This window comes from Enterococcus alcedinis (assembly GCF_014635985.1).
GTDB classification, from domain to species: domain Bacteria; phylum Bacillota; class Bacilli; order Lactobacillales; family Enterococcaceae; genus Enterococcus_I; species Enterococcus_I alcedinis.
On record NZ_BMDT01000001.1, the window covers coordinates 406003 to 431181 of the forward strand.

At 37.4% G+C, this 25179-nt stretch carries 23 protein-coding genes; 16 read left to right on the forward strand and 7 right to left on the reverse strand.

Annotated elements, in window-relative coordinates; translation table 11 throughout:
- Positions 1-117 precede the first annotated feature (117 nt).
- The 9 genes from IEV09_RS01995 (at position 118) to IEV09_RS02035 (ending at position 12496) form a co-directional block, all read left to right on the forward strand.
- Entirely contained in the window at positions 118-4803 is a 4686-nt protein-coding gene (locus IEV09_RS01995; RefSeq protein WP_188366577.1) for a phage tail tape measure protein, read from the forward strand.
- Entirely contained in the window at positions 4800-5507 is a 708-nt protein-coding gene (locus tag IEV09_RS02000) for a hypothetical protein (RefSeq protein WP_188366578.1), read from the forward strand. Before IEV09_RS01995 ends, IEV09_RS02000 begins: the two co-directional genes overlap by 4 nt.
- Positions 5504-9625 carry a phage tail spike protein gene (locus IEV09_RS02005; RefSeq protein ID WP_188366579.1) on the forward strand — a complete coding sequence of 1374 codons (4122 nt, stop codon included), beginning with the start codon at positions 5504-5506 and terminating at the stop codon, positions 9623-9625. The genes IEV09_RS02000 and IEV09_RS02005 overlap by 4 nt, the downstream gene beginning before the upstream one ends.
- Positions 9626-9649: 24 nt before the next feature.
- Positions 9650-10084 carry a DUF1617 family protein gene (locus IEV09_RS02010; protein ID WP_188366580.1) on the forward strand — a complete coding sequence of 145 codons (435 nt, stop codon included), beginning with the start codon at positions 9650-9652 and terminating at the stop codon, positions 10082-10084.
- A 1-nt stretch (position 10085) separates the two neighbouring features.
- Positions 10086-10310 (forward strand): hypothetical protein, encoded by a 225-nt coding sequence (locus IEV09_RS02015; RefSeq protein ID WP_188366581.1) that lies wholly within the window; start codon positions 10086-10088, stop codon positions 10308-10310.
- A 45-nt stretch (positions 10311-10355) separates the two neighbouring features.
- Positions 10356-10595, forward strand: coding sequence for a hemolysin XhlA family protein (locus IEV09_RS02020; protein ID WP_188366582.1), 240 nt, complete (start codon positions 10356-10358; stop codon positions 10593-10595).
- Positions 10596-10597: 2 nt separating this feature from the next.
- Positions 10598-10879 carry a phage holin family protein gene (locus IEV09_RS02025; protein WP_188366583.1) on the forward strand — a complete coding sequence of 94 codons (282 nt, stop codon included), beginning with the start codon at positions 10598-10600 and terminating at the stop codon, positions 10877-10879.
- A 55-nt stretch (positions 10880-10934) separates the two neighbouring features.
- A complete protein-coding gene (locus tag IEV09_RS02030; protein WP_188366584.1) occupies positions 10935-11852 on the forward strand; it encodes an N-acetylmuramoyl-L-alanine amidase in 918 nt (305 codons plus the stop codon).
- Between the two features lie 104 nt (positions 11853-11956).
- Complete coding sequence (locus IEV09_RS02035; RefSeq protein WP_188366585.1) at positions 11957-12496, forward strand: hypothetical protein; 540 nt, start codon at positions 11957-11959, stop codon at positions 12494-12496.
- A 211-nt stretch (positions 12497-12707) separates the two neighbouring features.
- Here the strand turns inward: IEV09_RS02035 and IEV09_RS02040 are convergent, their stop codons facing one another.
- Both IEV09_RS02040 and IEV09_RS02045 read right to left on the reverse strand, forming a co-directional pair.
- Positions 12708-12941, reverse strand: a complete 234-nt coding sequence (locus tag IEV09_RS02040; protein WP_188366586.1) for a hypothetical protein — start codon at positions 12939-12941, stop codon at positions 12708-12710.
- A gap of 11 nt (positions 12942-12952) precedes the next feature.
- Entirely contained in the window at positions 12953-14230 is a 1278-nt protein-coding gene (locus IEV09_RS02045) for a Y-family DNA polymerase (RefSeq protein WP_268234644.1), read from the reverse strand.
- A gap of 468 nt (positions 14231-14698) precedes the next feature.
- Between IEV09_RS02045 and IEV09_RS02050 the strand changes: the two genes are divergently transcribed.
- Both IEV09_RS02050 and IEV09_RS02055 read left to right on the forward strand, forming a co-directional pair.
- Complete coding sequence (locus IEV09_RS02050) at positions 14699-15679, forward strand: inorganic phosphate transporter (RefSeq protein ID WP_188366760.1); 981 nt, start codon at positions 14699-14701, stop codon at positions 15677-15679.
- An 11-nt stretch (positions 15680-15690) separates the two neighbouring features.
- Positions 15691-16314 (forward strand): DUF47 domain-containing protein, encoded by a 624-nt coding sequence (locus tag IEV09_RS02055; RefSeq protein WP_188366588.1) that lies wholly within the window; start codon positions 15691-15693, stop codon positions 16312-16314.
- A 41-nt stretch (positions 16315-16355) separates the two neighbouring features.
- Here IEV09_RS02055 and IEV09_RS02060 read toward each other — a convergent pair whose 3' ends face one another.
- The 3 genes from IEV09_RS02060 to IEV09_RS02070 form a co-directional block, all read right to left on the reverse strand.
- Positions 16356-17183 (reverse strand): undecaprenyl-diphosphate phosphatase, encoded by an 828-nt coding sequence (locus IEV09_RS02060; protein WP_188366589.1) that lies wholly within the window; start codon positions 17181-17183, stop codon positions 16356-16358.
- 125 nt (positions 17184-17308) lie between these two features.
- Entirely contained in the window at positions 17309-18001 is a 693-nt protein-coding gene (locus tag IEV09_RS02065) for a histidine phosphatase family protein (RefSeq protein WP_188366590.1), read from the reverse strand.
- 24 nt (positions 18002-18025) lie between these two features.
- Entirely contained in the window at positions 18026-18646 is a 621-nt protein-coding gene (locus IEV09_RS02070; RefSeq protein WP_188366591.1) for an MBL fold metallo-hydrolase, read from the reverse strand.
- 131 nt (positions 18647-18777) lie between these two features.
- Here IEV09_RS02070 and IEV09_RS02075 point away from each other — a divergent pair, with 131 nt between their 5' ends.
- From IEV09_RS02075 to IEV09_RS02085, 3 genes are all read left to right on the forward strand, one after another.
- Positions 18778-19155, forward strand: coding sequence for a phage holin family protein (locus IEV09_RS02075; RefSeq protein WP_188366592.1), 378 nt, complete (start codon positions 18778-18780; stop codon positions 19153-19155).
- A gap of 79 nt (positions 19156-19234) precedes the next feature.
- Positions 19235-21598: an ATP-dependent DNA helicase gene (locus tag IEV09_RS02080; RefSeq protein WP_188366593.1), complete on the forward strand. Its 2364-nt coding sequence runs from the start codon at positions 19235-19237 to the stop codon at positions 21596-21598.
- A 259-nt stretch (positions 21599-21857) separates the two neighbouring features.
- A complete protein-coding gene (locus IEV09_RS02085; protein ID WP_188366594.1) occupies positions 21858-22397 on the forward strand; it encodes a helix-turn-helix domain-containing protein in 540 nt (179 codons plus the stop codon).
- Positions 22398-22587: 190 nt separating this feature from the next.
- On the opposite strand, the gene IEV09_RS02090 is transcribed toward IEV09_RS02085, so the two are convergent.
- Both IEV09_RS02090 and IEV09_RS02095 read right to left on the reverse strand, forming a co-directional pair.
- Positions 22588-22923, reverse strand: a complete 336-nt coding sequence (locus tag IEV09_RS02090; protein WP_188366595.1) for a metal-sulfur cluster assembly factor — start codon at positions 22921-22923, stop codon at positions 22588-22590.
- Positions 22924-22996: 73 nt separating this feature from the next.
- Positions 22997-23911: a YitT family protein gene (locus IEV09_RS02095; protein ID WP_188366596.1), complete on the reverse strand. Its 915-nt coding sequence runs from the start codon at positions 23909-23911 to the stop codon at positions 22997-22999.
- Positions 23912-24036: 125 nt separating this feature from the next.
- Between IEV09_RS02095 and IEV09_RS02100 the strand changes: the two genes are divergently transcribed.
- Both IEV09_RS02100 and IEV09_RS02105 read left to right on the forward strand, forming a co-directional pair.
- Positions 24037-24528: a YajQ family cyclic di-GMP-binding protein gene (locus IEV09_RS02100; RefSeq protein WP_188366597.1), complete on the forward strand. Its 492-nt coding sequence runs from the start codon at positions 24037-24039 to the stop codon at positions 24526-24528.
- A 98-nt stretch (positions 24529-24626) separates the two neighbouring features.
- Positions 24627-25142 carry a GNAT family N-acetyltransferase gene (locus IEV09_RS02105; protein ID WP_188366598.1) on the forward strand — a complete coding sequence of 172 codons (516 nt, stop codon included), beginning with the start codon at positions 24627-24629 and terminating at the stop codon, positions 25140-25142.
- Positions 25143-25179: the final 37 nt, after the last annotated feature.

The window sequence follows — 25179 nt, forward strand, 5'->3', positions numbered from 1 at the left end:
TGAATACGGATTGTTTAGACATCGATGAAATCTTGCTTAAAGATTCAAATAAAAAACCGAAGAAAAAACAAAAAGAAATTCGTCCTTTATGGGAATTGGTGAAAGGGGTGTAGGAACTTGTCAGGTGCAACGCCATTAGGAAATATGGTCATAAAGCTAGGACTCGATGATGCTGATTTTGGTCGTGGAGTAGCGAATAGTAAAAAACAAGTTAGTTATTTAGCAAAAGAAATGTCAGCGAATATGAAAATTGCTGACATGGCGGGTAATCAATTAGGCAAACTTGGAACAAAGTACGATGGTTTGACCAAAATTATTGGTGCACAAGAGAATCAAGTGAAAGACCTCAAAAAAGCCTACGATGATTCTTTTGTTGACGGTAAGGCAACAGAACAAACGAAACGATTAGCAGCACAGCTACAAGATGCTAATGGAAAATTAGCGAACTATAAAATCCAGTTGCAACAAACTGCAGGTGCGATGGCCGAGTATAAAATTCGAAATGAGGGTTTTACAGGAGCGGTTAATAAGGCGAGTGACTCTTTAATTATTCATGGTAAAAGATTAGAGTCTGCAGGTTCTGCAATGACAAAAGGATTAACAGTTCCATTAGTCGTTGGAGCTGCAGCTGTCACGACTGCCGCAATTAGTTGGGAATCTGCTTTTGCTGGAGTCCTTAAAACAAACGATGAAGTCGTGGGAAAAAATGGAAAAGTCGTTTATTCATTTAAAGATTTAGAAGATGGTTTGCGTGGGTTAGCGAAAGAGCTACCAGCGAGTCATAAAGAAATTGCCGCAACTGCAGAAGCTGCCGGTCAGTTAGGGATTCAAACGGACAATGTTGTCGGATTTACTAAGACAATGATTGATCTCGGTGAGTCTACAAACATGAGCGCAGAATCTGCCGCAACTTCTTTAGCCCGATTTGCCAATATCACTCAAATGAGCCAAAAAGATTTTGGTAAATTAGGTTCCGTTGTTGTTGATCTCGGGAATAATTTTGCTACTACTGAGCAAGAAATTGTTGATATGGGATTACGCCTTGCAGGTGCCGGGAAACAAATTGGTATGTCAGAGGGCGAAATAATGGGATTCGCTGCTGCTTTAAGTTCCGTGGGGGTGGAAGCCGAAGCGGGTGGTTCCGCATTTTCTAAAGTCATGGTCAATATGCAATTAGCAACCGAAAAAGGTTCAGTCGCATTTGATGAATTAGATGCGATGGCACGAGCGGCCGGTTATACGTTAAATGATGTAAATACTGCAGTTCAAACGGGTGGAAAAGCGCAAAAAGGTATGGCAAGTGCTTTAGGAGTTAGTTCGAAACAACTTGGAAAAATGTATAAAGAAGCAGATAAGTCTGCCATTGCATTACATCAATTTTCTGAAGTTGCTGGCATGACAAATATGGAATTTGCTGAATTGTTTAAAAATGATCCATCGAAAGCCATTATGAAATTCGTTGAAGGCCTGGCCAACGCTGAAAAGCAAGGAAAGTCAGCAATTCGCGTTTTGGATGATATGGACATTACCGAAGTACGTTTGCGTGATAGTTTATTACGTGCAGCAAATGCTTCAGGCGTTTTTGAAGGTGCAGTCAAACAAGGAAACAAAGCATGGAAGGAAAACACGGCTTTAACTGAAGAAGCAAATAAACGTTATGAAACAACAGAATCAAAATTAAAAATGCTGAAAAACGAAGTCGTTGATACTGCTATCGATTTAGGTGGTCCATTCGTGGATGCATTACGAGATAGTTTAGCGGTAAGTAAACCTCTAATAAAGGGTCTTGGTGATTTAGCAAAAGCCTTTAGCGATGCTGATCCGAAAACACAAAAAATGATACTTGGTTTAATAGCCACGGCTGCAGCTGCCGGTCCTCTACTATCAATCACTGGTAAATTATCCGGTGGAATTGGTGGCGTAGGGAAATCCTTCGTTGAATTATCCGCGAGTATGGCCAAGAAAAAAGCAATCACGGAAGTTACAAAAGCTTTTGCTGATGGCAATGTTTCTGCAGGTGATTTATTAACGACACTTGGTGGTGGCGTTGGAACTGTCGGTAAATTTGGTGGAGCGGCTGCAACTGCATCTGGTCCAGCAGGTTTAGGTGCGATGATGGGCGTTCTGGGTCCGTTAACTCCAGCAATTTTAGGAGTTGTCGGAGTTGGTGGTGCCTTGGCAGTCGGTTATGGTGCTTGGAAGTTGTGGGGAGAAGAAGCTTACAATTCCGCACAGCGTACCAAGGACTGGGGTATCGATGTCGGTAAAGCAACGGGTGATGCATTAACGGAAGTGAAAACCTATAGTGGTGAAGCAATCGGGCAATTTAGATTACTAGAACAAGGGCTGACGGAAAATACACAATCGCTGGCTGAAAATTTCGCTAAAATGGGCGAATCTATTGAAACGAATATGATTGCTAAAATTAGGACTTTAAAAGAACTAGTTGATTTAATGCCTGAAGATGTGAAAAAAGCATCAGAAAAAATCACAGAGGAAGAAGTAGCTCATCAAGAACAATATTTAGAAGTTGTTCAAAAAAACAATGAAAAAATTGCTGAAATTAGAGAAGATGCTTCCAAACACAATCGTGAGCTTAGTTATGCAGATGCGGTAAGAATCAGAGCTTTATCTGAAGAGTCTTCAGTTGCGTATGTTCAATCGCTAGGAAAAAGTGAAACAGAAACAAAAAAAATCCTTGCAGCTATGACCGGGGATGTCACAACTGCTTCAAAAGAACAAGCAGCTGAATGGTTAAGCAATTTAGGAAAACAAAGAAACGGTTCGAAAACCGAGTACGCCAATATGGTAAAAGACTTAGAAACTGGATTAGTCGATGCAGGGTATGATTTAAATAGTGAATACGCTAAAAGTCAACTGGAACTATTAAAGAAAAGTGGAGAGAGTGCGGCAACTATCACTGAAGACCAGATGGCAATGATATTAGAGCGTTACCCAGAACTAATCGATGTTGTCCATCTTGCGAGTGGTCAAATGATTTCTGAAACAGCCAACGCCAGTCAATATCTCATCGAAGATAACGAAAAACTTGTTGAATCATTTGGGAATTTTTCTCAAGCGGTGAAAGAAGCTGCTGATAGCAATAAAAAAGAAATTGCTTTAACGTTAGATCAATCTAATGCATTTGGGTCATTCTGGAATGATTTAATTTTAGATCCTAAAACGGGAGAAGTTAGTACAAATGCCCAAGAGGAAGTGAATAAGGCTGCCAAATCTGAAAAAGGTTGGAATCAGCTGATGTGGATTTCAAAAGATGCCAACGTTAGCTCAGATGTCAAAATGATGATTGCAGAAGCTGCAATAGCAAATGGAAAATGGGAACAAATGTCTTTTACAGAACAACAGGCATTACTTGATAGTAATGTAACCCAAACCATGACTCAAACACTCCAAGCAAAGGGTTACTGGGAAAAGTTAACTTTTGATCAAAAAAAGGCAGTTATTGAATCAAATACACCAGAAATGATGGCGGAAACTGTTTTTAACATCGGGCTTTGGAACGAACTTCAACCTGAAGTAAAAGAACTAGATGCACAGAATCAAAAGCTCATTTCTGCAGTAGGTCAGTCAGAGGAAAAAATGGCTGATTGGAAAAAAATACCAGATACAGTAAAACAATTCCAAGGTGAAAACTATGATTTACTAACTAAAATTTATGAGTCTAATGAGAATTTCAAGCGTTGGCAATCGATACCAAATGATGAAAAAATAATGTTAGCTGAAAACACAGATTTGTTAGAGAAAGTTGCAACATCAAAAGAAGTTTATGGCGCTTGGGAAAAGATGCCTATGACAGAAAAAATGATGTTGGGAAATAACACCGATTTATCTAGCAAAGTATTTGCATCAACCGAAACAATGAATGCTTGGATTAAATTAGATCCGCAAATAAAAGCTTTAGTTGCTGAAAATCAAGATTTAATGGCAAAAGTTGAAGATGGAACATTATCTATTGATACTTTTAATAAAAATGAACCTGGACTAAAAACATTGTTAGGCGATGCAACAAGCGTCATTAATCAGTCGATTCAAGCTGAAACAGCACTAAGTAATTTTCATAACAACAATCCAAAGAATAAAATTTTAACTGGTGATTCGACTAATGTTCAAAATGCGTCAAGGACAGGTGTTGGAAGTGTGAATAACTTTGAGAGAGCAACAGCCAAAGTTAAGTACTTAAAAGCAGTAGATGATGCAAGTTGGAACGCAGGAAAAGCAACAGGAGCTGTTCAAACTTTTGGACGCCAAGGTGATAAGAAAATCACATTAACAACCGTTACAAAAAACATCACCCAATGGATCACTGAAAAATTCACAAAAAATGCAACAGGAACTAATTTTCATCCAGGTGGACTAGCGATGGTCAATGACCAACGTGGGGCGATGTATCGTGAGTTAGTGCAACACCCAACCGGAGAAACGTATATCCCACAAGGCAGAAACGTCATGCTTGATTTACCACGAGGATCTAAAGTTTACACTGCAGCACAAACGAAGCAAATGGTTCCACGTTATGCTGAAGGTGTAGGTATTCCGAAAAATTCCACACTCGTTAAGAATCTTGAAGCGGTCAATAATCGAAACATTGAAACAACGACAGTCATTCAAAATGATAATCGGGAGTTAGTTTCTTTAATGCGCCAAATGTTAAATACAATAGCGAGATTAAAACCAGAAATAAACGTAAATACCCAAGGAAATATAGAAGACCTAGACCTAAGAAATCTAAACAGCGATTTAGGTTGGTTAGCACAAATTGAAGGAGGAGGATTAGGCGGATGATTGGTTATTTTGAATACAAAGGTCAAAAATCGACAGAATTTGATTTGATGATATCGGAAGACATTTCTTTCACTAGTCCTCAAATCAAAGGTGAATTTGTTCCGATTGATGGAATGGATGGCGAAATTTTGATGTCTGACGGAAAACTAAAAAATGTACCGAAAAAGTTCTACGTCTTGATGGATAATTACAGCCAAGAAAAAATCACAAGAGTCTCCAATTGGTTAAAACAGGATGCCCATTGGGGACAATTAACAACAAGCATTGATCCAAACTATATTTATCAAGCGATCTTTATTGATGAATATGACTTTGAATCAACATCGGAAGAATACGAGAAGGCGATACTGACATTCGTATGCAAACCTTACAAATTCCTAAAAACAGGTCTAGCTGAATCAATTCTAGGCTCAACAATCAGTAATCCAACCAAGCGTCAAGCACGGCCAAAAATCATCATCAAAGGCACAGGAAACATTACCTTAAAAATTGGTTCATCTTTGTGGGAGTTTAAAAACGTTGATGGCGGAATCGTGATTGATACGTTACTCGATGTTGTCACAAATTTGACTGGCGGCGTAAGCGCGTGGGATAAAATCACGACTTATCCATTACCGCCAATCCAACCTGGTACACATGCTGTCACAAAAACGGGAACGATTACCGAAATCAAGATTATCCCTAGATGGGAAGTGATCGTGTGAGTAAGTATCCTATTTTATACAAAGGCGATGCCACTGACTTTTTTACTTTAGGTCTAGGACCAATTCAAATGTTAAAAGCGACGGTCACGCAAGAACGCAATGGCATCTATATTTTCGAGGGGGAAATCTTAACAGATAGCCCTCTTTTTCCATTGGCCTTGGAAAACTACATTATTAAAGCCGATGCTGACCATCTATTAAAAGATCAACGTTTTCGAATTAAAAGAATCGTGCCGAACCACAACGGAAAAGCAGAAATCTACGCGGAACACGTGAGTTATCTATCACGAGAATTGACAATCAAACCAGAAGTAAGTATCACTGGTAGTGCACAAGTGGCTTTATCACAGTGGAAAGCATCGATCGTTGAAGCCAATCCATTTGTCGTTGATAGTGACATACCGACAAGCAATAAAACGAAATGGCGTATCGATAAAGTGGAAAATCCACGAATGGCACTTGGTGGTGTGGCAGGTTCAATTTTAGACGTTTGGGGCGGCGAATACCGCTTTGACAACTATCACATTAGTTTGCTACAAAAACGTGGAACAACCGCTAAAACGGTATTGGCTTACGGTCGAAATATCACTGATTTTGAACAAGAAAGAAATATAGCGAATACCTATACATCTATTGCACCGTATGCAATTTACACTGATGACAAAGAACGAGAAATAGTCGTACACGTTGATGGATATGTCGTAGACAGTCAACACGTCAATAAATATCCAAACAGAGTAACATTGCCCGTTGATTTTAGTAGTGAGTTTGGCCACGACGAAGTACCGACAAAAGCACGACTGTTAGCACTGGCGAATCAATACATCAAAGCAAATGAAATCGGCGTACCTAGCACCTCGATTAAAGTATCATTCGTTGACTTATCCAAGTCAGCAGATTATGCGGAATACGCCTTTTTAGAGCAAGTCAATCTATGTGATGATGTCCGTGTTTATTATCCTAAATTGGGTGTAAATACGGTGGCAAAAGTGATTCGTACAGTGTGGAATGTCTTAACTGAATCATACGATGAAATTGAAATTGGTCAAAAGCGAATGTCGCTTGTCGGTCAGATGCAAGAGCAACAAAAAGCAATCAAAGAGATCAGTACGCAAGTCAATTATGCAATCACATCCGCCGATGGCAACAACACCGTTTTTTACGGTTTGTATGGCGAAAATGGTTTGGGTGAACCGACTGCAACAAAAGTGGGTGATACCTGGTATAAGCCAAACGGCACAAGCGAAGATATGCTTGTCTGGACTGGAACCATTTGGAAAGTCGTGTTAGATGCTGATACGTTTAGACAAATAGGTGTTAAAATCGACGAGATGGAACAAGAAGTCCAAACCGCCATCGACCAATCAAACACGGCAATCAACAACGCCAACCAAGCAATTGCAGACGCAGGATTCGCCAAAAATCAAGCAAACACCGCTGCATCATTAGCTGGACAGGCGGTAGCAGATGCGAATACAGCGATAACAGATGCGAAGAGTGCGTTGGATGCTTATAATAATTTGAGTTATGAGAATCGAAATTTATGGTTATCTTCCGGTGCTTCCTTCAATTTTGGATTAACGTGGGCTTTAGCTAAATTAACACCACAAACCAGATGGTATGTCAGCGACTATATAGCTATAAACTCTGGAGATATATATACAAGAAGTAGTCTTAAAGGTGTTAACAATCAATACTTTCTTTTCAATAAAGATAAAACGTATATTAGTTCTGAGTTTGGGACACTTGCTGATACTTTTAAAATACCACAAGACGGGTCGTTGTTAACTAACAAACCAGCATCAGGAATACCTGAAGACAAGGCTCCGAAGTTCATGAGATTAACTTTCATTCTTCCTGAAGGGGTTACACCTGAAGAGTCTAAAATAAAAATAGAAAAAGGCAGTAAAGCAACGCCTTGGAGTGCTGCACCCGAAGACGTCCAAGTACAAATCAGCGACATCAACGGTGAACTGTCACGCAAAGTCAGTCAGCAAACTTTTGACACACTGCAAGGTACTGTCAACACACAGTCCACGCAGATTAACCAAAATAAAGCGGACATACAGGCACGTGCAACTAAGACAGAGGTCAACACACTAACTGGCACTGTCAACAGTTTGGACAGTCAACTTAAACTTGAAGCAGGTAAGATATCCGCACTGAATACTAAGACTGATGGACATACAACCCAGATTGGTAGCTTGCAGAGTAGTTTCAGTGGGTTGAATAGCTTAGTTACTGAAGTCGAGAAAAGCGTAAGTAGTTGGTATAAAGAATATTTAACAAACACTGCGAATCCAAAAGAGATAACTAACATTGACGGTAGTCCATTAATTGATATTTATACTTATGAAATAACAGGTAAAATAGTAAATAATACTTCCACTCCCACAAAAATTCTAGCAAGGTTAACACCAAAGTTAGAAGTAGGCGCTGGTGGAGGATGGAGTTTAGAAATTATTGATAGTGGCGGGGAAATTTCTAACCACATCAAGATATATCTAAGTGAAGTGGGTAAACCAATGGTTAGCTTGTGGAATCATATCGGACATTATCCTGTCGGACTAACAGTTAGTAGGTTTATCGGTAGAGTGACAATGTTTAGTTCCCTCGAACAAACAGTTCAAGGATTTAACACTATCGTCCAAGGCAAAGCTGACAAAACTCAAGTAACGCAACTTGAAGGTCAATGGTCTACCACAACGGCGCTTGCTAATGGTCATACGTCGCAGATTGCAAGTTTGGGTAGTGACATTGCATTAAGGTTAACCAAAAACCAAGTAACTGCGGAAATTCTAAGTGATAAATCTGTTAAAGACACAAGAAATGACAACCAAACACCGCAATGGTACTTTAGCAACTATCCTAAACAGATGGCTAAGGAGCTAAAAAATAGAACTGTAATTGGATTAACTCAAGCCACGGGAACATATGTGTTATTGGAAACTGATGTGAGATGGAACGACGCAAGCGGTGGAAACATTGAACAAACCGCTAAAGCAGATGATGGCGTTTATCAGCGTAGGGGAAATAGCACCACGTGGACTGCTTGGGCGAAAGTTGCAGACACGTCCAATATTTTAACGCAAATCAATTTGTCGCCTGAAGGTGTTTTAATTGCAGGTAAAAACATTTGGTTAGATGGTAATACAAAAATATCAGATGCCGTTATCAAAACAGCGCACATTGCAGATTTAGCAGTAAGTGGCGCTAAGATAGCAAACGCAAGTATTGCGAGTGCGAAGATTATTAGTTTGGATGCTTCGAAGATTAGCGTAGGTACGTTAACAGGTCACACGATTAATGGTGCATACATTAACGGAGGATCAATCACAGGTACCTCATTCTTTAACAGTGGTGCTGACGGAAATATGTCGATTGCAAACGGGCGTATTCGAGCAAAAGATTTTTTCGTAGAAGCAGAAGGTTCGTTGACCTCGTTGACTAGTTACGTAGTTGTTCGAAGTAATGAAAATCATGTATTCTTACAGCCTTCAGATGGATATGAAGTCGCGGTAACTAAAGTGCGGACTGCGGGTGGTGTAGGTAACTACCTAGCAATAAGAGCTAGTCATTTTAGGGGAGGAAACACAAACGCAACTTTTGAATCTATGAATGGCTATTCTGTTTTACGTTCAAGTGGAGATACTCAACCGGTTTATCTACAAGGTAACGAAATTAGAGCAACCAAAGTTTCAAGTGCTGGTTCATATGTTGCTGTTCGTGCGTCAGCCTTTCCAACAGGTTCGTTGGAAGTATTTAAAACAAATATACGTAAGCGACAATCTAGCGCATTGAGTATTATTCGCAATTCCGACATTTATGAATACAACCTAAAATCAGAGTTAGAAAGTGGCGAACAAAAAACAAGAATTGGTTTAGTTATTGGCAGTGGTTATAATACACCATCTGAAATCATTGACGGTGATGGTGTGGAGCAATACGCCATGAACAGTCTAGCATGGAAGGCGATTCAGGAATTGGATCTAAAAAATACGAAAATAAACAATGAAATCTCTCGAATTAAAGGCAACCACGCCAATGACATTTGGCAACTCAAAAATGAAATCCAAGAATTAAAAAACGAAATCCAAGAATTACGTCAATCGGCGTAAGGTTATTTTAGGAGGAAAAAATTAATGAAACAACTAACATTAAAAAATAAATCTTTGGCGAATATCCACAACGCCGTTTACAACATTCCAACTAGCAATCAAAAAATCAATCGTGGGAAATTTAAGTTACTCGATTTGATTCTTAAAAAAATCAAGGAGTGGGAAGCAGACCGAGAAGCCATTTTTCAGGAATTTGGGAAGAAAGATGATGAAGGCAACTATATTCCGAATGGCAATGACAAGTATACGTTTGATAACAAAGACACAAAAGAAATCAATAGACAGTTGGATGAATTACTGGAAGAAGAAGCAACGATCGTTTACGGCGAATATGCCAATCGAATCAAAGACATCATGGACTACCTCGAAAATTACGAGGGTCAAATTGATGGGCAAACAGGACAAGGGTTATACGAATTGCTAGAAGCATACGATGCGAATATTGAGGAGGAAAAATAATATGGAAATCAAAATGACAGGTTTAACTTACCAAATCGACGAACAGACGGGCGAAGTAAAAACAGTAGAGGTCAAATATCAGAAATACGAAGGTGGAAATCAATTTAACACACAGGTAGTTGTTTCGCCGTCCGATTTGGACGAAGGGCAAACATTAGATGATTTACGCCGTACAGATTTTGATCCAATCGCACGACAAAAAATGGTGAGTTGGTTGACAGTTTAGAGTAGCGCTTAGCGTTGCTCTTTTAATTTTATGAGGAGGTGTCAAATGGAAAAAGAACCGAATTTATGGCACGAAGTACTGCAACGATTAACAAAAATTGAAGAAAACACAAAGAATATTAGTGATGTATCAGCAAAAGCTACAGATGCTTGGCACAAGTCAGTCAACAATGAATCAGACATCAACGAATTAAAAGAAAATCAAAAGTGGACGTGGCGGACGATTGCTGGTATCTGCGTGTCTGTTATCGTCATTGTTATATCAAAATTTATTGGGGGTAGTTAAACATGGAAAATATTTTAGAATTTATTGCAAAAGACGGAATGATTATGATTCCAGTCTTGTTGGTATTGGGGTCGTTTATCAAACAAAGTAGTTTTATTCGCAATGAGTTAATCCCATTTGTTTTATTGGGCATTAGCTTGTTAATGACACCGTTAATTTTGGGTGGATTTACTTCTCATACGATTGCACAGGCGGTATTAGTGACAGGTGTCGCAGTGTTAGGTAATCAAATGTATAAGCAGATTGGCTATTTAAAAGATGGCGATAAAAGTGATGAGGATTAGCGATTGCTAGTCCTTTTTTAGTACAAAAAATTAAAAATGAAAGTAGGAATTTATCATGCAAGAACATTTAATCGTTTTAGGTCATGGTGCTGGTGATCCAGGCGGAGTAAATAAAGAATTAGGTCTTAACGAACGAGATTGGAATCGTAATGTCTTACTTCCAGCTTTAAAGAAATATGCTGCGTTGCTAGAAAATAGCAAAGTGACATTTTACGACATTACGAAAGATATGTATCAACAGTCTCAACTCGGTAAAGGTGCTTATACTACGCCGAAAGTTGCAAGCGTGACAGAAATCCACGAAGATGCCTCAAGTAACAAAACAGCGACGGGTGGCCATGTGATTATCTCAAATCGCTTTAATCCCGATTCCAACGACTTAGCACTAGCTAATGTAATCAAAAATTATGCTGGTTGGTGGGGAAGCGTTAAAGATAAAAAAGGTGTCAACAAGCGTGATAACTTATATAACTTAAATATTTATGCAGATCGTGGTCAGAATTACCGATTATTGGAATTAGGTTTTATCACTAACGATAAAGAGATTCAATCACTAACTAAAAACGTTGATTCGCTAGCAAAAGAATTAATTCAAGCTATCACAGGGGAAACGATTGGTAACAAACCGGCAAAACCAAAAGACCCAGTTAAGCCAGCTCTACAAAAACCAATCAAACCTAAATTATTATCCGCTACTGCCATTCGTGATGAGGTTATTGCCGGCAAATGGGGTACAGGTCAAGACCGTATCAATCGCTTAAACAAAGCAGGTTACAACGCTAAAAAGGTACAAGATGATGTTAATAAAAAACTGCTTGGTACATCAAATCCTAAGAAAACCAATCAGGAAGTGGCCAAGGAAATTGCTTTAGGTTTTGGCGGATGGGGAGATGGTCAAACCCGTATTAACAAGTTAAAAGCTACGGGTTACAATCCTAGCGTGGTCCAAGCGTTAGTTAATAAAATGATTTAATTCAAAAGCCGGTCGTCCTTAAATGGATTGACCGGCTTTTTTTGCATTATTGACTTAATTGTCAACCTTAAGTAAAGTAAACTGTGAATGGGAGGGGTTTTTCAATGGAAGAAGCAATCGAAGCGGAAACAAGACAGCTATTAGATGCGTTAAAAAATATTGTAGAAACAATAGACGATGCTATACTTAAAAATGCAGAACAAGCAGCATTTTTTTGTAGTCTGTCGATACCAGATATAGCAGGGCAGATAGAGTATCCTAGTTTAAGAGGTAAAAAAAATGGGGTCGTAGGTAAGAGGTATAAAAAATGGTACGATCAAAATTTATACCCATATAAAAACCCCAACACTTCAGATGTCCTTAAATTAAATAAGATTGATGGGGAAATTATGTATTTGATACGGTGCAAATTGTATCATCAAGGGGATTATTCACATGAGGATGTAATTAAAAGATTATCCAAACGATATGGGGAAAATGTGGATTTAAATTTTCGCTACTCATCTATTGATTCAAAGATCAGTATTTTATCTGATGGTGATGATAGAATAAAAAGTGTAGAAATAATTTTAAATAGAAAGAATATGATTCGGAATTTAAAATGTACCGCAAAAGGTGTGTTGAGAGAACACGAATATTTATAACAGACAAAAAATAAATCCAGGTGTCTGTCAGTGACCATCTGGATTTACTTATTCTTAAATGAACATAAATAATATACCTTGTTACGAGCGTATTAATCTCTTTATCAATTAGGAACTCTTGAGAGATTTCAAAATCTGTTTTACCTCTAGGTTTAGTTAATACATTATTTAGTAATTTTCTCTAACCTGCGCTTGAAAAAAATATTTACATCTATACACCTACTCCTTTCAAATTTACCACACAAAATTTACTAACGACAAATTGATTTCTACTATTATATGCACCGCAAATAACCAAATCAGTGCCGTCCTGTACTTGATACAAAAAATTTAGACTATGCTTAGTAATCAAACAATTGACTCCATCTAAACTAAATCTGACGAGAGGGGATTGCGACAATTTTAGTATCTTTACTTTTGATACTGATCCTTTTAATGTTTGCATGATTTTTCCTCCTAATGCCCGCCAATTTTTTGTGAGCGGCTGACTGCTGTTGCGTTTTCCAAAAGGGAACTTGCGTGAATGATTGCTGCAAATCCAAATTTTTCTCGAATTTTATCTGTTAATATATCTATTTTAGCTTGCTTTATTTGTTGGTCAATATCATCAAATAAGCTTAACTGTATATGCGTGTCGTAACTAAAGTGTGAGCAACTAACCCCAATATGTCGTACAAATAAACCAGGTCGATAATTATCCTCAAATATTTTTAACATATAACTTGTAATGACTTTAGAATTATTAGTGGGTAATATTTTCATCTGTTTAGAAAATCCATGTATGCATTCGATTTTAGAATACCCGATAAACAATCCAATTGTAGATGTCTGTGCACCTATATGACGAACTCGGGCTGCAATCAACTCAGACATTTCTCGGATGATGACTTTGATGTCTCGAGGATCGTCATAATCTTTTAATAAAATTTGAGAGTTAGAAAGACTTTTTTCAACAGGTTTATATTCTTGTCCGATTTGGCTGCGATCAATGCCATTCGCATGAGCATGTAATTGGGCACCAATCAATCCCATCGATTTTTTTAAGCGGTAGGGATCATAGTTGGCCAATTCTTCAATCGTCATTATTCCTTTACCTTTTAGATTCTTCTCTGTTCTGCTACCAATTCCCCAAAAATCGGTCATTTTCTTGATACCCCAAACTTTACTCGGTACATCTTCATAACGCCATATTGCGATAGAGTCAGCGTTCTTCTTTGCTTCGTTATCAAGAGGTAATTTCGCAAGCAACATATTATCACCAATACCAGTTGCTGTATAAATACCGGTAGCTTCAAATATTTTTTTCATTAATGCTCTAGCGAATAATTTGACATCAGCATTATTGTATAAGCGTTTAACATTCTGATATCGTATAAAAAGTTCATCTATTGAATAAACATGGACATCTTCTGCTGGGACATATTTTTGAATAGTTTCTAAAATCAACATATTTATTTTAATGTATTCATACATGCGCGGGGGAGCGATAACAAGGTCCTTGTGCTTTGGAACATCATAGCTTCTCGTGACATTCGAAATACCTAACACTTCCTTTGCTTTAGGAGACGCCGATAGTACAAGTCCACCCGGACGATCAGCGCCACTTAAAACTACCAACATTGTTTCCAAAGGGTGCAATCCTCTCATAACTGCTTCGCAACTCGCATAAAACGACCTACAATCGATACATAGGTAATCCGTTCGAGGTTCTAAGTCATAATTAAAATACATCATTATCACCACTTATCAGTTAATTATGGCTTAATTATACGAACGTTTGTTCTGTTTTGGAAGCGAACAAAAGATTAAGTTTTTAAAGAAATCAAAATAAAAAAACCCTGATTTCTTTATTAGAAATAGGATTCATTCAGTAATTCGTTTATTTTATTTAAGCAGTGGTGGATTTTTATATATAAAAGGTCTGTGCTTTTGTCTGTATCTCTATCTGTATTTACTAGTTCTTATCAATATCGATTTTTTTAAGATTACTGTTATATCAACGTTAAGTGCGCTTATAGGTAGTTAATTAACTGTAAAGCTCTTAAAGAATTTTTACTTAACACGAAAAAAATTCCTTTTTATCAAAAATATATTTATAAAGCGCTATCAATCGATTGTCTAGTTATGCTATGATGAGAATGAAAAAAATAACTGGTGGTGTTAAATTTGAATCTAGCTTTAATTGTAACAATCATTTTAGTAATGGGTGTTATTTTTGTCAACGGTTGGACAGATGCTCCAAATGCGATTGCAACAGCTGTCTCAACTCGTGTTTTGAAACCGAATACGGCGATTTGGATTGCAGTTGTGATGAATTTCTTAGGGGCATTAATCATGACGATGTTCAACGCTCAGGTAGCAGAGACAATCAGTAATATTGTATCTTTTGACAGTCAAGGTGTGCAATCGGCACAAATCGCCTTAGCTGCCTCTTTATTTGCAATCGTTGTCTGGGCCGTGGCGGCGTGGTACTTTGGTATCCCGACGAGTGAGTCACATGCGTTGATTGCCGGGCTGACAGGATCCGCTATGGCGCTTGGAGGATTAGGTGCAGTAAACATGGGTGAGTGGAAGAAAGTATTAATCGGGCTTGTTGTCTCAACCGTTTTAGGTTTTGGTGGTGGCTTCGTAATTACGAAACTAATGGTCTTAATTTTCCAACATGTACCTAGACGTAAAGCGAATAAATTCTTTCATTACGGACAAGCAAGTGCCGCCGCAGCGAATGCTTTTTTACACGGCGCTCAAGATGGACAAAAGTTTATGGGTGTTTTCATGTTGGCGCTATTTTATAACGATTTAGCTGAAAAGACTGGGAATGGTTTTGTAATCCCGATTTGGGTCATGGCTTTGTCTTCTATTACGATGGGAATCGGGACCTCAGTAGGTGGGATGCGAATCATTAAGTCTGTAGGAATGGACATGGTTAAGCTCGAAACGTATCAAGGGTTTTCTGCGGATTTTGCGGCAGCAATTTGTTTGTTTCTGGCTTCAATCTTAGGGATTCCCGTATCAACAACACATACTAAAACAACGGCAATCATGGGAGTTGGAGCATCGAAACGTTTATCGAGTGTTGATTGGAAAATCGTTAAAGAAATGCTCTTTGCGTGGGTAATGACCTTTCCAGGTTGTGGGCTTATCGCATACGCAATGGCAAAATTATTTATATCTATTTTTTAAGGAGGACTATCATGGCTAGAAAAAAACAATATAATTATTTTCAAACAATGGAGTTATTAGCAAAAAATGCACATTTAGCAGCTGAACATTTAGAACAAATTGTTCAAACATTTAATCCTGAAACAATTGAAGTCGATTCGGAGGTCGTTCACCAATTAGAAAAAGAGAACGATCAATTAATTGACGAGTTAACGAATGAGTTGTATGACGCATTCATTACGCCGATTGATCGAGAAGATATCTTAATTATTTCAGAACGCCTGGATAATATTATTGACGGTATTAATGCGATGACGTATCTATTCCAGAACTTAGTAATCACAGAGATTCGACCTGGGGCAGACGTCTTTGCGAGTCATGTTAATCAAGCTGTAAAAGGGGTTCACTACGCGATTTTAGAGTTTCCAAAATTTAAAAATTCTAAAAAAATGAAGCAACTTATTTTAGAGGTCAATCAAATCGAATCGGAAGCAGACTTGCTGTATAGTAGTCTGAAGCGGGAACTTTTCAGTAATGAAAAAGATCCAATCGAAATTATTAAGTGGAAAGAAATTTTTGATCGATTCGAAAAAATTGTCAACGAATGCGAGATATCTGTCGACGTGATTGACGGAATGATAATTAAAAATACGTAATTTAAAAGGACATCGAAAACAAATTCGATGTCCTTTTTTGATTAAATAAACCAATAGCCAATTAAAATAATTCCTAAGATTACTCGATACCAACCAAACGCTGAGAAGTCATTTTTCTTAATATAATTCATTAAGAAGCGAATGGCCAGGATTGAGACTACAAATGATACAATCGTACCGGTTAAGAGAATAATCGTCGCATTTAAGTCAAAACTGTTGCCGGTGGCTAAGAATTTAACAATTTTCAGTAAGCTTGCACCAAACATCGTTGGGATACCAAGGAAAAATGAAAATTCAGCAGAGACAAAACGTGAGGCGCCGATCAAGATTCCACCTAAAATTGTTGCTCCCGAACGAGACGTTCCTGGAATTAACGCTAAAACTTGAAAGAAACCGACCATTAAAGCAAATTGATACGTAATTTGATTTAAATCAGTTACTTTTGGTGTTTTAGTCCGATTCCGCTTTTCAACTACGATAAAGGCGACACCATAAATAATCAACATTAATGCTACAGGTAAGAAGTGGTGGAAGGTTTCTTCCAACCAGTCATCAAGGGGTAAGCCAATAATCGCTGAAGGGATGATTGCTACGACTACTTTAAACCACAGTGACCAAGTTTCTTTATTCTCCTCTTTTGTTTTCGATAATGAAAAGGGATTTAATTTGTTAAAATAAAGGACCACCACAGCCATAATGGCACCTAATTGGATGACGACATTAAACATCGACATAAATTCCGGCGTTTGATTTAATTTAATAAATTCATCTGCCAAAATCAGATGTCCCGTACTACTAATCGGTAACCATTCTGTAATACCTTCAATGATACCTAAAGCAATCGCTTTGAGTAATTCAATAAACTCCATAATTTCATTCCTTCCTCTAGATAAATAATCACAAATGTAAGTATACCGTTTCTATTTTTAAATACCAAGCAATTTCAAAAAAAATAAGCCGTTAGTACAACGAACTTATCTTTTCTTAATAAATGTTATTCAGTTATCTTTTCACCTTTTTGAAAATATTGACGATCAGCAATCTCATGAATCGTAAAGGTACCATTTTCATAGGTTAAACGGGTGACAGAACCATTGTCGATATCAATACGAACATTGTTTTCTTCATTGATTAAATGAAGAAGAAGAGCGATTGTTAATCCGTGAGAAACAACGAGAACCTTACCGCCACCATTTTTTTCAACGCGGTGGGCAATGTCTTCAATCCCTGTACGGATTCGAAACGATAATTCTTCATAAGTCTCAGCCCAGTTTGCCGTATCAGCGGTATAAATGCCATTACAGATATCTTCAAAACTTGTTTGATTGGCAATCATCTCATCATAAGAATTAAAATCTAAAACACGAGGGATAACACCCCACATTTCAGCATCATAGCCGCCTTCTAATGAACCAAAACACCATTCACGAATGCGCTTATCTAAATGATAGGGAATTTGTGAACCATTTTCGAGTTCACTTAAGATAATTCGAGTTGTTTCAATCGCACGACCACTATCGCTTGAATACGCCGCAACAAAATTGTAGTCTCTTAATCCCCGTCCTAGCGCATGGATTCGTTGAGTTCCATCCGGCGTTAAAGGTGTATCACACCAGCCTTGAACGCGTTGAATCGCATTGAACATGGTTTTTCCGTGTCTTACAACGTATAACTCTGTTTTTGTCATTTTCTCTTCCTCGATTCTTTTTATTTAGCGATTAAAAAAAGGATTGTTTGTTTTTTCGAAGCCGATGGTTGTTGAATCGCCGTGACCAGGATAGACTTTGTAATGCTCAGGAAGGGTGAACAATTGTGTTTGGATACTATCTAATAATTGCTCTAGGTTTCCTGTATGTAAGTCCGTTCGCCCAATGCTACCTTTAAAGAGCGCATCACCACTCACAACAAATGAGTCAAAGACGAAACTTACACTACCATGAGAGTGTCCTGGAGTTGGAACGACGCGGAAGTGCAAATCGCCAATCGTGTACTCTTTTAATTCAAATTCTTGCTCTGCCGGTCGGACAATTAGACCACCTAGTTCAGGATGACGACTGGATAAATTTAAAACAGGATCACTTAACCAAGCGTTTTCTAAAGGGCTGACAAAGACTGGAATTTGATATTCATCACGTAGTGCGTCGACTGCACCGATATGGTCGTAATGCGTATGTGTTAGTAAAATGCTAAGTGGTTTAGCTTTGGTTGCTTCAATTTCCTTAATTAATAGCGCAGCATCTGCACCTGGATCAACAATTAAGAGTTCATCTTTATCCCAGATAAGATAACAATTTTCTTGGATCGGTCCCGTGGGAATTTGTTTAATTTGCATGTTTTTACCTCCTGTAAACGTTCTTTCTTTAGTATAACCTAGTTAAAGTTGATTGACAAAATAAGAATTTACAAAAAACTGTGACAATTTGTTGGCTCAACTCGTTAATAAGAGTAGGAGGAGGTGAGCATATGAAACTTGATGAATTAATTGCATTGATGAAGGAACAAAATATCTTGTATTTACTCTCTGTTTTATCGATTGCTATGGTGATCGATTTTGTGAGTGGTGTGCTAGCGGCTAAGATGCACCAGGAAATTCTTTCCAAAAAAGGGATTAACGGTATCATTCGCAAAGTAGCAAGTATGATTCTTTTAGTCTTTTTTCTTCCAGTTGCCCTAATTATTCCAGGGAAAACGGGAATCGTGTTACTGTCCGTCTTGTATATTGGTTATTTACTAATGGAAATCCAATCAATTTTAGAAAATTACCAAAAAATGGGAATTTCAATCACGTTATTTCAAACATTTTTGGAACATTTATACGATCTTTTGAAAAAGAAAGGATAAGTCTTTTAAAAATCTTTAATTAAAGCTATATGATTGTCTGGATATCCGCTATAATTAGCTCTTGAAGAAGGTGATTAACTTGCGTAGAGGGAAAATATCAGTTCGCGATTTAGTTGAATTCGTTTTGCGTTCTGGTGATATTGATAATCGCCGGACGAGTCTTCATAATGCTCAAGAAGGTGCGCGAATTCATCGGAAATTGCAAAAAGAAGCAGGAGAAGAATATCAATCCGAAGTTTTTTTAAAGACTATTTATAATTTGGCTAACGATTCGATTCAAATTGAAGGCCGAGCAGATGGCATCTTTAAAAATGACAGTGTCTGGGTAATTGATGAAATTAAAACATCAAGCAGTTCATTTGAAGAATTAGAAGCTGCAAAAAAAGAACTGTTTTTTGCCCAAGCGATGGTTTATGCTTATATTTACGTGTTAGACAATCAGTTGGTGGAAATTGATGTTCGGTTAACCTATTTCCAAACGACAACAGAACAAATAACATATGAAACTAGACGATTTACGAATGACCAACTCGAAAGTTTTTTAAAAGACTTAATGACGGAGTATAGTCGTTGGCTACTTTTCCAAGACGATTGGCGTAGAGTACGTAATACTTCGTTAGAGCAACTACTCTTTCCTTATGAAGAATACCGTAAAGGGCAGCGTGACTTAGCTGTTGTTTCCTATAAAGCATTAAAGACTCAGAAAAAACTTTTTACAGAAGCGCCTACTGGAACAGGAAAAACGATTTCGACCTTATTTCCCGCCTTAAAAGTATTAGGTGAAGAGCAAGGGGAGCGCATTTTTTATTTGACGGCTAAAACGATTACTCGTTCTGTTGCTGAAGATGCTGCAAAAAGTTTAAAGGAGAAAGGGGCTTCTTTAAAAAGTGTTACTTTGACAGCGAAAGATAAAATTTGTTTTTTAGATGAACGACTTTGTAATCCAGTTGATTGCAAATATGCAAATGGTTATTACGATCGAATTAACGAAGCGTTATGGGACCTGTTGCATCACGAAAATCAAATGACTCGATCGGTAATCGAAACATATGCTAAAAAACATACGATTTGTCCCTTTGAACTATCTTTAGATGTGAGTTTATTTTGTGATCTTATTATTGCGGATTACAATTACTTATTCGATCCCATTGTTTATTTGAGACGTTTTTTTGAAGACAATGCTTCAGATTCTTACTTTTTAGTTGATGAAGCACACAATTTAATTAATCGTTCACGAGAGATGTATTCAGCTAGTATTAGCGACCAAGTATTTATAGCGCTCACCTCGTTGATTCCGAAGACAAAACGAAAAATGCACAAAATATTAGCCAAAATTATTTCAGAATTTGATTTATTAAAAGAACAGAGTGAAAGAGAGGGGTGGAGGTTTAAGCACCAACAAACACCTGCTGAAACGCTAGTGAATTTACTTTTTCAATTAAATGAACAAATTCAAGAGTTACTAGTTGAGGAGACAGATAACTCAAGAAAAAATCAAATTTTGCCACATTATTTTGAATGCATTCGTTTTTTAAAGATTAGTGAGTTCTATGATGATTCTTATGAAACAACGATTGAAGTCGGATTGTATCAAATAAAAATCAAACAATTTTGCATGGATCCTTCGAATTTTCTAGAAGCGACACTGGACAAAGGAAAGGGGAGTTTACTTTTTTCAGCGAGTTTAAGCCCACTGGATTATTATCAAAGCCGGCTAGGTGGGGGGGAGGAATCCTTTGTTTATCGAGTAGGAAGTCCTTTTGAGAAGAGCAATCAAGCGATTTTAATCGCAAACTATATTCAAACAACGTATCAAAAAAGAGCCAATAGCTATCTTCAAATTGTTGAAGCGATAGGTACGATGATTGAAGCAAAACAAGGGAATTATTTAGTCTTTTTTTCTTCCTATCAATACTTAGACCAAGTGGCTGACTTATTTAAAGAGATTTATCCTAACGTTCAGACGATCATTCAAGAATCAAACATGAATGAAGAAGAAAGGGAACGTTTTTTGAAACAATTTCATTCAAATCCGAAACAAACGCTTGTGGGATTTTGTGTCCTTGGGGGTATTTTTTCAGAAGGAATTGACTTAAAAGGGGATCGGCTGATTGGGACGGCAATTGTTGGCGTAGGGTTACCACAAGTCAATCCCGAACAAGAGTTAATCAAGGAATATTTTGATGAAAAGAATAACCGTGGCTTTGAGTATGCTTATCAATTACCTGGTATGAATAAAGTACTTCAAGCTGCAGGCCGTGTGATTCGCGATGCTACGGATCAAGGCGTCGTATTACTCTTAGATGCTCGCTTTACGACACCCCGATATCGTACGCTTTTCCCGGAACACTGGCAACATTATCAAGTCTGTTATCAAGCTCCCCAATTGAAACAAGCAGTGACTCATTTTTGGTCAGAAAAAGAACAGACTGATGACTTATAGCAAAAGAAGATGAATGATGATTTTTTTACAATCATCAATTTTTAAGACGGCAAAACGTTGATTGTTTTGTTGTCTTTTTTATCGATGTTATTTGACTTTATGCGTTAAATTTATCGTCTATTAATGACAAATTGCTAGCAAATTAGATTTTAGGAAGCAAAAAAAGGCCGTTGCAACCTATGATTGCGGAAATTCTACCTATTATTGGTTGTTTAATGTCGATCATTTGGTTATCGTAATGACAAAGGAGTGAATGCTAATGTTTAGTGAGAAGCTACAAAAATTACGAAAAGAACGCGGTGTATCACAAGAGGAGTTATCAGAGATATTAAATGTTTCAAGACAATCCATTTCTAAATATGAAAATGGAACATCTGAACCAAACTTTGAAAAATTATTAATACTGTCAAAGTATTTCAATGTCTCTCTAGATGAACTACTCGATAATACTAATTTCCAAAATTCTGAACAAAGGTTGGTCGTCAAAAATATCCAAAGTAATAAAATTTTAATTGAGAGTAAGATCGATGGGAAAGTATCCTCGTTTTATAAATTCATTAATAGTTCGGTGTTTGGAAAAAAAGAGCACCATCCCGAAATGATGTTGCTAGGAGTCGACGGGCATAGTTTTTGGGGAGACAATGCGGTCGCGTTAGCTTGGTATGCTACAAAAAATGACTATGAAAAAGAACTTCAAGCGATTATGGAGGCGATGTCTAAGGGAGAAGCAGCGTATCACTTGAAATATTACGTTAACGTTAAGAAAAAAGGCATTTTTGATTTGGAGATCATTCGTTGATGTAATCATTTCAATCTTGGTCGACAATGTTAGACAGTATTCTAAGATCATACGTTTCAACATAAAAAAACTCTTTTACTAACTTAGGAAAAGTTAATAAGAGAGTTTTTAATCGTTTGATAGGGTATGTATGTGAGAGTATGAAAAGTCTAATTGCTGACTACGAATACTCGAGTTCGATACGAAAATCTTATCTAATGCCTAAAGCAATTCTTGCGTATCTTGACATACGATCAGTAGTCCATGCTGGGTACCAAACGAGTTTAACTTCAACATTCTTGACTTCATCTAGATCTTCTAAAGCGTCATGAATATTATCAGTGATTACGTCTGCTAGCGGGCAGCCCATCGTTGTTAAGGTCATTTTAACGAGTGCATCGCCAGATTCGGCATCAAACTCTACTTCATATATTAAACCTAAGTTTACGATATCAATCCCAAGTTCAGGGTCGATTACCGTTTCTAAAGATGTTAGGATTCGGTCTTGTATTTCTTGAACTTCTTGTTCAGTGTATTTCTCACTCACAAAAAAATCCCCCTTTTAATAGTTTCTAGTCCACATCATACTATTTTTTATCGAACTTGTAAAATTAGAAAGATTAGCGTTTGGAAACTTTAATGTCAGGAAAAACTCCTGTAGCCTTAAAATGACGAGCATCATCATCGTTTGCAAAGCGTCCCATGATTGAATGTGTAGGTAAAATGTTAATAAAAGCATTTGGATCAATCTCGATGGTTGCTTGTTCTAAATCGTATAGCTCATAACGAGTAATGACTATCATAATCGTGCTACTTGGTAATCCAGAGTAGCCGCCAATTGAAGGTAGTAAGGTCATCCCTCTGAATAAGCGTTCGGAAATATTTTTGCCAACTTCTTCGGCACGAGTAGTTACGATCATTGCCGTAATCTTTTGATGACTTGTATGAATTAAATCGACAACACGACTCATTGCGTATAACGAGATGACGGTATACAGTGCGCTTTCAATTGAAAAGATCGTCGCGGCAATCAATACAATCAAACCATTCAATGCTAACATATAACTACCCACTGTTTTTCCGGTCATTTTAGAGAAGATGACAGAGATGATATCCATTCCTCCTGTTGTAAAACCCATCTTAAGAGATAGACCGACACCGGCACCAATTAGAACGCCTCCGACAATCGCATTGAGTAAGATATTGGAAGAAACTGCACCTTCTGGAATAATCATCGTAGCAAGCGATACGCCCATTACATTAATGAGACTAAAAATGGTAGCATTTTTCCCAAGTTTGATAAAACTTAAAATAAATACAGGAATATTATAGATTAAAATAAGTGCACCTAGACTTAAGTGAATGCTGAATTGCGCATCAGCGACAGCAACTGTAATTTGAGAAATACCATTTAAACCGGCAGAAAGTACATTGGCAGGTGCTAAAAAGAAGTTCATACCTATCCCATTTGCAATAGCTGTGAGAATCACGGTTCCAATTTTTTTGAATAACTCAATTTGAGGGTTTTGTTTCATTTATTTTCATTCATCCTTTCATTCAAAACATCCGAACTTAGAATAGCAGTTTATGATGAGAAAAGAAAGAATATCAACAAAGAATTTGCTATAATATAGATAAATAACTTTCGAGGAGGCCTATTATGGCAAAAGATGCAAGTTTTGACGTTGTTTCAGAGATGAATATGGAAGAGGTAAAAAATGCGATTCAAATGACTACAAAAGAGTTGAAGAATCGTTTTGATTTTAAAGGTTCAACTGTTGAGATTACCTTTGAAAAAAATAAAATGACGGTGATTGGTGATGACGACTTTAAAGTCGAACAAATCAAAGATGTTTTATTTGGAAAATTAGTCAAGCGCGGTGTGCCAATTAAGAATATCCATTTTGGTGAAACGCAACATGCGCTAGGAGCTAAGGCTCGTCAAACAGCGGATTTGATTAGTGGTATTGATCGTGAAAACAGTAAAAAAATCACGACTGCAATCAAAAATGCTAAAATTAAAGTGAAAGCTCAGATTCAAGAAGACCAAATTCGTGTGACTGGAAAAAGTCGTGACGATTTACAAGAAGTCATTCAATTATTACGTAAATTGGATTTACCAATTGAATTACAATTTACCAATTATCGTTAACTAAGTGGGAGGTGTAAAGTTTCCTACCTATAATGTAGTAAATAAAGCTGTGACCGATTGTCGCAGCTTATTTACCATCAAAAATAAAGGAGCGAGCAATGAAATTTCAACAAGCAACATTACAAGACTTACCTCAACTAGCAAAAATCATGTCAGAAGCGATTCATTTACTTCAGATCCAAGGGTCACCTCAATGGCAAGATGGCTATGGACCGACTACTGAAAAACTCACTGCCGATATTAAAAACAAAGCAACGTATGTTTTAAGAACAGATACAAATGAAATTGCCGGGACGATTGCTCTTATAACAGGGATTGATCCAGCTTATACAGAGATAAGTGAAGGTGACTGGTTAAAAACGGATAGTGAGTATTTATCTTTTCATCGGGTGGCGATTAATCCAAAGTATAGAGGCCAAAACATTGCCACCCAATTAATGGAGCACGCCATTTTAGTGGCACGTGATAAAGGATTTCATGATATACGAATCGATACACATGAATTAAATCTCGCGATGCAAAAAGTGATTGCCCAAACAGGGTTTTCGTACCGAGGTGTCGTTCATTTCCCTATTCCGAATGGTAAACGGCTTGCCTATCAAAGAATCATCTAAAGTACAAGGATTTCGATACCAAAGAAATCCTTGTACT